We start from the raw sequence: 11,273 nt of genomic DNA, 5'->3' as shown, positions 1-11,273 counted from the left end.
TCTCAAAAAGGAGTTATCTGCCTGGCAAAAACAACGCAATCAAAGTCTATCAACAATTCAATGGAAATTCACAAAGCAAGATGCTGACCAAAAACTACAGAGACACTATACATGAAATTATTTATTGGAAATTATACTAGCAACCACGTTTATTAAATGAGTATGCGCACTATTAGAACGATCTAATTTTGCCTGATCCTTGTAGATTAATATCGAATCTCTGGCCTTTCTTACTTTTTCTTCAACCATTTGATATTCACTCAGAGTCCCACTGTGAAGAAATAATGGCTGATCAACATCATTGATATTAAAGACAGGATTTAAGGCAAAAACATTTCTGGCTAAGTGATAACGATCATCCTCAAGATAAATTATTCCCAAAGTTTTAGGCCAAGCAAGAATAGTTGATATCCGTCTTGGAATCATTGTAGGACCAATATCCTCAGCAGCAATCGATTGTAAATAATCGATAATTTCATTTCTCGTTGCTCCGGTTTTATTTAACTCAATGTAAGGGAATAGTTTTTGATAGAGATTTAGATGCATAACTGAGTCTTGTAAAACTGGATTGGTTAGTTTGGGATCTTTTAAAAATTCTAGTCCGCGAGAAGTAAGTTTTGCATTATTACTTTCATTTGTTACAAATCCAAGAATTTCAGCAGCTCTTCTATAGTATCTCCCCTGACGATCATCCCTTTCTATTCCACTAATACTGTTTGCAATCTCAATATCCGTTCTTTTCCCTTTTCCAATTGCAATAACTGTCTCAATGACAGATTCTAATCTGTCCGCCTGTGGTAAGTCTTTACTGCTAATTCTCATAATTAGTGAGCGATAAATAGGTACTCTTTAACAGAGTTGGCATTATTCCCAATCTTGTGATTGTGATTTCCAAACGAATATTTGTGATTTAATTCTCCTACTTTTACATGCTTTTTATGTCGCTTTAGTAATTCAATCATTTCTTCCTTCGTTGGTAAAGAATTGGAGGAATATGAAACAACCAAAATGCTGTATGGAAACATGGAAAACAAATCATCAAATGCTTTATATACTGTTTGTCTTGAATCGAATCTTGTTATTTGCTTCTTTAATTTCTTTGTCTTCGTAGAAAAGTCTATCTCAGCAGAGCGCCAGTATGAACATAATCCTTCAACAAAATGGTATCGACGCAAATAATCATTATCCGATCGTAACGAAAAATAAGGAGGGTCTATGTAGACAAGATCAAAATTATTATTTTGTAGACTGAATATATTCCCAAAAAATGTTTGGTTACTCTGGCCGTTATCAAATACGGCCTGATTGAACTCATTAACGGCATTAATAAAATGTTCTTCAAGAGAAAGCCGCAAATCTTTTCTGTCGTCATCATATCTGTTGCCCGTATAAGTAAAGATGCCTCTAGGGCGTTTCTTTATGCATGCTTTACACAAAGCTGCAATAGCAATAGATTTCTTATATTTACTATTCAACAGTGAGATATTGTGCATTATTCGTTCTAGGAAGCGATATTCCTCTTCCTCAAAATACAATCCTTCAAAAGTCTTGCATATAAAACCGTCAGTTTTAACCGGTGTAGAGAGAATTAATTTTGATTCATCGTCTTCAATTGTTTCACTACTATTTTCTATAGTGGCAGATGAAATACATGCTGCGTATCTAAGTACATCATTGGTCGATACTCTTTTGCCTTTTGTTTTGAACATGTAACCTACAGAACCGCTGCCGCTGAAGGCATCTAATACTGAGTTGAATTTTAAATCTTTTACATTGTCCCAGATAAAGTCCAGCAACTTGTACTTACTGCCCATGTACCTTGTTGTAGGGAACTTTGCCATTTGATCAAAAACCTTCCAAGACAGAGCCGATTTCTCTAAAAGCAGGGGTGGATTCATAGTATTATGACTTCCTGAATGGAATTTCTCCCGGCGGCAAGTTTGTTAATATATCTCTTTGCTTCAACAATTTTAATATTGCAGCCTTTATATATCTCTAATATAAAATCGCAGTACGAATTGCTGGCAATTACAAAGCAACCGAGATTCTTTAAGTCAAGAATAATATCCCTTAGTTCAATTTGATCTTCCTCACAGAAAGATTTTTTTGTGTACCTTTTAAAATCTGAATATTTACTAATTGGATGGTATGGAGGATCTATGTAAATCAAATCTCCGCTTCTCGCATACTTGCACAGTATTTCCTTGTAATCAGCACACTCAATTATAGTGTCTTGCAATGCACGACTCACAGCACGCAGTTTTCCTGACTCACAAATCCGAGGATTGACATAACGACCTATCGGCACGTTAAATTTCCCTTCTTTGTTTACTCTGTAAAGTCCATTGAAACAGCACTTGTTGAGATAAATAAATCTGGCTGCGAGACTGATAGAATCTAGTTGAGTAGTGTCCTGTTTGCGTAAGAAATAATAAAAATCGTGGCAATATTCGTATTCCTCTAATTTTTGAATCAACTCCTCGACATTATCTCTAATTATCAAATATGCATTTATTAGCTCAGCATTTGAATCATTTATTACAGCTTTATCGGGCATCAAGTCAAAAAACAACGCTCCTCCGCCAATGAAAGGTTCGATATATTGATTATAATTCGATGGCATATATTTTCTAAGCTCTGATAAAAGTTGTCTCTTTCCTCCCGCCCATTTTACAAATGGTTCAATTTTAATCGGTTTGGCATCTAAAAAAAATTCGTTGTTGTTTGTGTTGCAATGAACATGTCAGTATTGTACACAAAAAATTCCATATCCCGTATTCACTTTTGCTGCGACACTATATAAATGTGTTATAACATATTTTAGTATGCCTTCCCTAGTGTCTCAAAATAAAAAATAGAGTTTTTCTTTTTAATACAATTTCGGGTAATAACAAAAATGGTATAGACCGGTTAGATTGAATAATCCGTAATTATTTTGTACTATTCCTCCGCACTCTTCAGATTTCTTCTCGCAACATGATTACTCGGGCTCTTCTCTCGCTTTCTGACAAAACGGGAATTTTAGAATTTGCAAAATTTCTTGTCTCAAAAAATATTGAAATACTTTCTACAGGAGGAACTGCAGAGCTTCTCAAAAAAAATAAAATTCCGGTGACAAATGTTTCCGATTTTACCGGATTTCCAGAAATTTTTGATGGGAGAGTAAAAACCATTCATCCGAAAATTCATGGAGGACTTCTCTCTCTTCGAGGAAATAAAGAGCACGAAAAAATTGCTCAGGAAAATGATATTCAGCCAATTGATCTCCTCGTAGTAAATCTCTATCCATTTGAAAAAATTGTTCAAAAAGAGAATGCTTCTGAAGCGGAAATTATTGAAAATATCGATATTGGTGGTCCTTCAATGCTGAGATCGGCAGCGAAAAATTTTCAAAGAGTTACCGTTATCATTGACCTGGGTGATTTGCAAATGGTGCAGCAGGAAATAGAAGCGAATGGTGACACATCTCTGGAAACAAGGAGAACTCTTGCGGGAAAAGTATTTGCGCGGACAACGTTATATGATGTCGCTATTTCACAATATTTTTCTCCGGGGCAGCTTCATATTATGGGTGAAAAAATTCAGGATTTGAGATACGGAGAGAATCCCCATCAAAAAGCGGAATTTTACAGATCTCCTCACCCATTTTCTCCTTCGATTGCTACTGCGAAAAAAATTCAGGGAAAAGAACTTTCTTTTAATAATATTCTCGATGCAAACGCAGCGCTCCAAATCCTCACAGAGTTCGCATCAGATGAAAATATTGCAGTCATTATGAAACATTTAAATCCCTGTGGAACGGCGAAGGGAAAAACCATCGAGCAGGCTTTTGCAAAAGCGCTGGAAGGTGATCCTCTTTCTGCATTTGGAGGAATTGTAGCGGTAAATCAAGAAGTTTCTGAAGAGCTTGCCACAAAACTTACAGAAATGTTTTTAGAGATCGTTATTGCGCCAAAATTTTCACCTGAATCACTTCAAATTTTTTCAAAAAAGGAGAAATTACGAATTCTCGAAGTGGGAGAAATTTCCTCTCCAATTGGAGAAAAAGATGTTCGATCCGTTTTGGGAGGTTTTCTCGTTCAAGATTTGGATACAAAACAAGTTTCCGAATCTGATCTCACCGTAGTGACGAAAATTCATCCAACACGTGATCAAACTCAAGACCTGCTTTTTGCTGCAAAAATTTGTCGAAATGTGAAATCAAATGCCATTGTGCTTGTGAAAAATCTCCAAACCGTTGGAGTAGGAGCAGGGCAAATGAGCCGAGTTGATTCTGCTTTTATTGCCATTACCAAGTCTGGAGATCGATCAAAAGGATCCGTTGCAGCTTCTGATGCATTTTTTCCTTTTCCTGATGCGGTAGAAACTTTAGCGAGAGCGGGAGTAATGGCAATTATTCATCCGGGAGGATCAATTCGCGATGCAGAAGTAATTCAAAAATCTGATGAACTTGGAATTGCAATGGTATTTTCAGGAGTCAGAGCGTTTCGACATTGAATGTAGGGGCGTTACATGTAACGCCCTTTTTTCGTGTACAAAAAATATTCAAAAAAGTAATAGATCGCCAAAAAACACATTGTAAATATTCCCCAGAGGAAAAGTTTTTCCGGAACAATCAGGTAGCTGAAACCGACGTTAGCAACCAAAAGGGGACTTGTGACAATATACCAAGAGTTGAGGCGTTCAAAGAGCCCAAAACACACTCCGAGTGCGCTCATGAGAAGCATGAACATGGGAAATATTTTGGCGAGAAGATGAGAAGAAAATACTTTTCCAAGTGTGGTCGAAAATTTTTTCAGAGTAAAAACGAAGAGAGGAATTGGTATTACTGAATAGAGAAACAGAATCGGAATGAGCCAAGGAGCTTCAAAGCATCGATTATAGAGGTCTTGGTTTCCGCAGAGTTCGAGCACGTGCCTGATTTCTGTGAAAACGTATGGAATATTGGGAAAGAAGAAAAAGAAAATTCCGCTGAGCATTAGAAATTGGCACTTTTCGTGGAAGAGAAGTGATGACCACTTTTTTGAATAAAATTTATGTTCAATGAGTAACGTCATTCCGAACACAAAAAATATAAGTATGTAGTTCCAGATTATCCAAAAAGAATTCATCGTACCTGAGAAAATTGGCATCCTATTATTCCAAAGAACAGAAAGAACCGCAAAGTTTAAACCAAGAAAATTGGCAAATTCATTATTTTTTGAGAAAATACGAATATCCTCTTTTGACCATATTTGCATGAAGGTCGCGCTTGTCCACGAAATGCTGGTAAAAATGGGAGGCGCCGAACGAGTGCTTGAAGTCTTTCAGGAAATGTTTCCCGAGGCTCCAATTTTCACGCTTCTTTATGATGAATCAGTGTGCGGCACAGTATTTCCGCGCGAGAAAGTGCAAGTGTCATCGCTCCAAAAGTGGGTGAATTTTAAAATTCCAAGACAGTTTCTCGTCAGCAAAATGCCTACGGCGATAGAATCATTTGATTTTTCTGGATTTGATCTCGTGCTCTCTTCCTCATCTGCCTTTGCACATGGAATTCTCGCGCCGCTTATGACGAAACATATTTCCTACATCCATTCTCCCATGAGATATGCGTGGGATTATGCGCATGAATATCTTCGTGAAAAATCAGAAGGAACATTTGGTGGAATAAAAAAAATTATCATTCGAAATGCGGTGCATAAATTTCGAACATGGGATTTTTCTGCTTCAGACAGAGCAGATCTTCTCCTCGCAAATTCGAAAACAACACAAAATCGTATCCAAAAATATTGGAGAAAAGATTCGGAGATTCTCTATCCACCAGTTGATATTTCCCGCTTCGAGGTCACAAGTTCTCATGAAAATTATTTTCTCATTCTTTCGACGCTCACGAGATACAAGCAGATCGAATTGGCAATAGCTGTTTTTAACAAACTTCCAAAACATCGCCTTATCATTATCGGAGAAGGAGAGGACAGGAATCGTCTTGAAAGATTTGTTACAGGAAATAATATCGAATTTCTCGGACGAAAAAGTGATGCTGATGTTGCTGAATTTCTGAAGCATTGTCGTGCGCTTATTTTTCCAGGACTTGAAGATTTTGGGATTGCTCCGGTAGAAGCTATGGCCTCAGGAAAACCAGTTATTGCGTTTGGAAAAGGTGGAGTTACGGAAAGTGTCATTCCCGGAAAAACGGGAATATTTTTTCCAGAATCCACGCCAAAAAGTCTTGAAAAAGCGCTTCTCGAATTTTTTCAGCTAGAAGAAAACGGAGCATTTTATCCAAAAGAATGTCGAAAAAGGGCGGAAGAGTTTTCGAAAGAGAAATTTCAGCAAGGAATAGAAAATGTTGTTCGAAAAATTATGAGCTGAAAATAAGTTATTTTCCAAAACCAGTTGGAAATTTTATGAAGCTGCTTCTGTTGTATTTTATAATGGGAAACCAAGATATCGTTGACTTCCTCTTTACAACCGTCATCCCCCAACGGGGCCTCTTTGAGGCCGACCGCAGACGTGGAGCATCAGGGTTTCCAAGGAAAAACTGAATATAACGAACTGGAGGGATCTCACTTCATCAGAAATGAACACCGAACGAAGCGTACAGGAATCATGACAAGAGATTCCTCCGGTTCCCAAATCCCACACTCCTCCACATCTTCCTAAAGCTGAATTTCTGCAGTCGGAATGACGAGGAGTGTGGTGAGAACTTGTTTCTGTCTGATTCTCATCCACTGATTTTGAAAAAAACCCGTGAATATCTTAATTATTCCCATTCAGTAAGACGATTATTTTTTTCGTCTTTTAGCATAGCATCGTATGATTTTTTCTGCGCTTTTGCATATTTTGCATCGTGACCAGATTTAATAAATGCTTTTTCCACATCTTTCCCGGTGGTATTGAGAGGAGTGTCCTCTGCTTCCAATGCGAAAGCAATTTTTTTCTTTCTCACGAATTTCTCGAGTATTTTCAAAAATTCCTCTGCAATTTTTTCTCCCCGAAGAGTTTTTACAAGTTTCCCCGCGATATACACCGGAGCACTAGGATTTTCGGATTTTCCCGGCAAACTGATGCCAATATCCGCATGTTTTGATTCGCCCGGACCATTCACTGCGCATCCCATGACAGCAATTTTTAGATTTTCTACTCCTGGATATTTTTCCTTCCATATTTTCATGTTTTTTTCAATATGCATATTCACCTTTTTGGCGAGTTTTCTGTAAAAATCGGATGATGTGCGTCCGCAGCCGGGACAAGAAGTTACCATTGGGCGAAAATGTCGAATTCCGAGCGTTTGGAGAATGTATTTGCAAATTTCGACTTCTCGTTTTCTTGGAGCCTTTGGTTCGGGAGTGAGTGAAACACGAATCGTATCGCCAATTCCTTGCTGCAAAAGCGTTGAAAGCGCCGCGGTACTCGCAACAATTCCTTTATCTCCAGATCCAGCTTCTGTAAGTCCGAGATGGAGACAAAAATCAGTTCTTTGCGCGAGTTCTTCATAGCACCAGATCACATCCTGAACATCAGAAACTTTTACCGAAAGCACGATTTTATTTTTCGAAAGTCCGAGTTTCATTGCAAAATTCGCAGAAAGAATTGCCGATTCCACCAGAGCTTCTCGAAATACTTCGCGATCAGATTTTTGATTTTTTCGTTTTGCATTTTTCTCCATCATTTCGGTAAAGAGCTCTTCATCAAGCGATCCTGAATTCACGCCAATTCGTACAGGTTTTTTATTTGTGATCGCAATTTCAATAATTTTTTCAAAATTTTCATCGTGCGAATTTCCTTTCCCGACATTTCCAGGGTTAATTCGATATTTATCGAGCGCTTTCGCGCATTCAGGAACTTCCTCTAAAAGTCGATGTCCAACAAAATGAAAGTCTCCAATGAGCGGAACATCGTATTTTGAATTTTTCTGCATCAGTTCTTTTATTTTCGGAATTGCCTCAGCTCCATTTTTATCCATAACCGTTACTCGAACTAGTTCTGAACCGGCATCGACCAACTCTTTGATCTGCTCAAACGTTGCTTTCACATCAGCAGTATCAGTATCCGTCATGGACTGAATCGCAATCGGATTTTTTCCGCCAATTTTGAGTTTGCCGATGGTAATTTCGGTAGATGAACTCTGCTTCATGTACTTCTATTTTAATTCAAAAATAATTTTTTGAAAATGTACTTCCTCCGCGACTATACATATAACAAGATAAATTGGATCACACGCAAATTTCTCAAATGGAGTAAAAATTTCTGCTGATTGTTCATGCGTCCCAAAGCATTCTCTCAAAAAATTTCCCGTTTCCCTCCCTCCCGTCCAGCAGTGCGAGACGACTGCAGGCGCGCAGTATCAAGAAAAATTAAGAAAAAATTGAGCATGTCTTTTTGGAGACATCTCTTGCAACCAGAAATAAACGCTGAATTCAGTGTTCAGAATTGGTGATGAGAGATTCCTCCAATTGGTGAATATTCACTTTTTAGGAAAACATATCTGGAATTTTAGTTTCTGCAGTCGAAATGACGAAATTATTCGTAAGAATTGCCTTTGAGTTGATTTCTCCTCAATGATTTTGAAAAAAAACCACTGACTACTTGTTCCTGAACACTTAAAACATTGCACTTTGAAAGCCTTTTTCCAGGATCATTCCGAGAGGTTTTTCTATAAAATCAATTTCAAATCCAAAAAGATCTTTGGCATTCAATATTATTTTTTCACGATCTGTTTCCATAACGAGAAACGAACCTTTTACCGAGAGAACCTTTCCGCTGAGGATATCGCCAAGCTTCAGAGAAATAGCGTGCAGTGGTTTTTGACAATTCTTTGCATCTTGAAGATGGAAATAATTTTCAAAATTGAGAAATTCACATGGCTCTTTGAGAAAACTTTTTATTTCCGGGCGATCGTGGAGAAGCGCTGGAATGTATTTTTGAATGGCACTAAGAAGAACCCTTTTCCCCTCTTCTTCTGATATATCGGGAAAAAGAAATTCCTTTTTCTGAGAAGAGAGAATTTTATCGGGAATTCCACATTTTGTGAGAAATTTTTCTGCCTGACGGGCAAGAATTCCTCCCATTCCTTCCGCGAGAATAAGCGCAAAATGTGTTCCCTGTTCCATCTGACGCAAATATCCGCGTGACACCGAAGAAACACCGACTTTGAACATGTCCTTCTGAAAAAGCGCCAGATAGAGATAATGCGGCGTTTGGAGCTTTTCCAAATCTTCCGAAGAAAACATCCCTAAATTGTCGCCATCGCAAAATTGCGCGACGGAAAGTCCTTCTTTTTGTTTGCAATCAGGACATTTTCGGGATCCCACATTTTCGTGAGGACACGGATTCCACACGCCGTTTTTTTCATATCCAGCACATTTTATGCCACTAGTAATGGAAAGTGTAAGATTTTCTCCAAACACAAGCTTTTTCTCCTCAAGTTTTCCGTCTTTGGAACAGAGAAACTGTGGGGTTTTTTCATCTTTCCATTGAAAATCAAAAATTCGATGCGGCATGATACATGAAGACGTGCTCTCTGGATTATTCCAGAAACGCATGGAGGGCACAATCTTATGTTTCTCATGACAATGAAAATACCGTAGAGACAAGGCATTGCCTTGTCTCTACAAAATTGATTACCTCATAACGGGAGCTTCTTTAAATGCCCAGATAAGTGGGCACCACTTTTTAAGCCTATCATCATTAATGTACCGTGGATTAGTCAATGCAATAATCTCCCTTACAGTTTCAGGATACGCCTTTATAAACCCGTCGTGATTTGCAATGTTTAATAGCACTCCCTCATCCACATAAAGATTTCTCTTAGCTCTTATTAACTGATTACTTATCCACGTATTTGCATACACCATTATATCTGTAAAATTCACTCGATGTTTACGATAACCACCGAGAAAAATTCTGTAGCCTTCATAAGAATCTTGAATAGACTCAAAATATTTATCAAGATCAACGTTTACATGAGAATCTAAACAAAAACCTATTGCGGCTGCTTTTATATTTGGGTCTATTCCTGTTTGGTCGATCAAAGGTTGTATGTTATTTTTTACAACCTGCTCTGAAAGCTTATTCCCAGAATTGAATGCATCCAATATTGCTATGGTATTTATTGGATTTGCTCTTTGAATATATTCATTCGCCTGGTCAAAAGTACAAATTCTCGCAATAAAACTAGGTGCGTAATAATCTAAATTTTTATTTTTATAATCAAATCCATCTAAATAAGTCCTTACTTGGTCAAATGAAAATTCCTTATCCATATTACTCAAACAATCTATAATCGCTAATCGCAAGTCAGGGACTTTTATTGCGTCATCTAAGATGGGTTTTATTTCTGCAAGTGAAGGTTTTAATCTCCCAAGATTTTCCAATATTTTTTCCTGATAATCGGCATTATTGCTATTTTCAACATACAGATTTTTCAAAAGAGAAACTCCTTGAGACCCTTGAGATTCTTGTAAGAATACAGGAAATATATTCATTGCAGAGCTTCTGACATAATTTGAGGTTCCTGTTTGAGAAACTATATGGGTTAAAACAAAAGGTATATCTCTTTGATAAGGTTGGCTTGCTGTATCAGGAGTTTTATCGTAACTCTGAGGAGCGAAATATCCATTATAAGTTATTAATTCATTCCAGTTAGAAAATTGAGTTTCAGTACCGTTCAAGTTATAAGTAAATTCCTTAGCAAAATCATCTCCGTGTTCTTTCACAAATTTATCAAAATCAAACTTTTCATATTCTGCTATTACTCCGCGATCTGCATCTGTGAGGAGAGAGGAAAGATCTTGTGGTGATACTTCAGGCTGAGGAGCTGCCGCTTGTGGAGCGGCTGGTTCTGGCTGTTCCACTGCTATACCAGGAATTTCTGCTTCTGCCGCAGGCTCAGCTGACGGTGCCTCAATAACTAATTTCGTTAGTTCTTCAGTCTTACTGGATCCTTTTTTTAAAACAAGTTTTAAGTCATAAGTTCCTTCAAGACCTTCACTATATTGATTAAGAACTATTTTTCCATCAGAATAACACTGCTCAAATATATTTTTATAATCTACCCAACCTCCCCAGTCGGATGCACCTTTTTTTACAAAATAATCCGAGATTTCCCACCCTGTCAGTAAATTTAATTGCACATTACTGTTTCGGCTGGCATCTAGTATTATTTCCAATAAATAATTTCGTGTGATATACTTGGGACGATATTTTTCTTGATACGCATGAAAAAATATATCGTTCATCTTTCTCAAAAGGAAAAAATACAAATACAGAAAATATTACAAAAAGGAAAGCAT

Annotated in this window: 9 protein-coding genes; 2 read left to right on the top strand and 7 right to left on the bottom strand. The window is 37.5% G+C overall.

Going from position 1 to position 11,273, the window contains the following annotated elements; translation table 11 throughout:
- Positions 1 to 117: 117 nt before the first annotated feature.
- Genes HZA38_05185 through HZA38_05175 form a run of 3 tightly spaced genes read right to left on the bottom strand, consistent with a single transcriptional unit; the run spans position 118 to position 2,692 of the window.
- On the bottom strand, positions 118 to 822 hold the full coding sequence (locus HZA38_05185) for a hypothetical protein (GenBank protein ID MBI5414877.1): 705 nt from the start codon (positions 820 to 822) through the stop codon (positions 118 to 120).
- Between the two features lie 2 nt (positions 823 to 824).
- Positions 825 to 1,898 carry a DNA adenine methylase gene (locus HZA38_05180; protein ID MBI5414876.1) on the bottom strand — a complete coding sequence of 358 codons (1,074 nt, stop codon included), beginning with the start codon at positions 1,896 to 1,898 and terminating at the stop codon, positions 825 to 827.
- A complete protein-coding gene (locus HZA38_05175) occupies positions 1,895 to 2,692 on the bottom strand; it encodes a DNA adenine methylase (protein ID MBI5414875.1) in 798 nt (265 codons plus the stop codon). The genes HZA38_05180 and HZA38_05175 overlap by 4 nt, the downstream gene beginning before the upstream one ends.
- 284 nt (positions 2,693 to 2,976) lie before the next feature.
- On the opposite strand from HZA38_05175, the gene purH reads away from it, so the two are divergent.
- Entirely contained in the window at positions 2,977 to 4,497 is a 1,521-nt protein-coding gene (purH, locus tag HZA38_05170; protein MBI5414874.1) for a bifunctional phosphoribosylaminoimidazolecarboxamide formyltransferase/IMP cyclohydrolase, read from the top strand.
- An 11-nt stretch (positions 4,498 to 4,508) separates the two neighbouring features.
- Here purH and HZA38_05165 read toward each other — a convergent pair whose 3' ends face one another.
- Complete coding sequence (locus HZA38_05165; protein MBI5414873.1) at positions 4,509 to 5,057, bottom strand: DUF1361 domain-containing protein; 549 nt, start codon at positions 5,055 to 5,057, stop codon at positions 4,509 to 4,511.
- A 181-nt stretch (positions 5,058 to 5,238) separates the two neighbouring features.
- Between HZA38_05165 and HZA38_05160 the strand changes: the two genes are divergently transcribed.
- On the top strand, positions 5,239 to 6,351 hold the full coding sequence (locus tag HZA38_05160; GenBank protein ID MBI5414872.1) for a glycosyltransferase: 1,113 nt from the start codon (positions 5,239 to 5,241) through the stop codon (positions 6,349 to 6,351).
- A gap of 391 nt (positions 6,352 to 6,742) precedes the next feature.
- On the opposite strand, the gene ispG is transcribed toward HZA38_05160, so the two are convergent.
- The 3 genes from ispG to HZA38_05145 all read right to left on the bottom strand — a co-directional run bounded on the left by ispG (position 6,743) and on the right by HZA38_05145 (position 11,219).
- Positions 6,743 to 8,116, bottom strand: a complete 1,374-nt coding sequence (gene ispG / locus HZA38_05155) for a flavodoxin-dependent (E)-4-hydroxy-3-methylbut-2-enyl-diphosphate synthase (GenBank protein MBI5414871.1) — start codon at positions 8,114 to 8,116, stop codon at positions 6,743 to 6,745.
- 466 nt (positions 8,117 to 8,582) lie between these two features.
- Complete coding sequence (locus HZA38_05150) at positions 8,583 to 9,482, bottom strand: DUF2797 domain-containing protein (GenBank protein MBI5414870.1); 900 nt, start codon at positions 9,480 to 9,482, stop codon at positions 8,583 to 8,585.
- A 120-nt stretch (positions 9,483 to 9,602) separates the two neighbouring features.
- Positions 9,603 to 11,219 carry a hypothetical protein gene (locus tag HZA38_05145; GenBank protein ID MBI5414869.1) on the bottom strand — a complete coding sequence of 539 codons (1,617 nt, stop codon included), beginning with the start codon at positions 11,217 to 11,219 and terminating at the stop codon, positions 9,603 to 9,605.
- Positions 11,220 to 11,273: the final 54 nt, after the last annotated feature.

This window comes from Candidatus Peregrinibacteria bacterium, from assembly GCA_016220175.1.
Classification (GTDB): domain Bacteria; phylum Patescibacteriota; class Gracilibacteria; order CAIRYL01; family CAIRYL01; genus JACRHZ01.
Note: the sequence above shows the minus strand (reverse complement) of the source record. Positions and strands in the feature narration are given on the sequence as shown.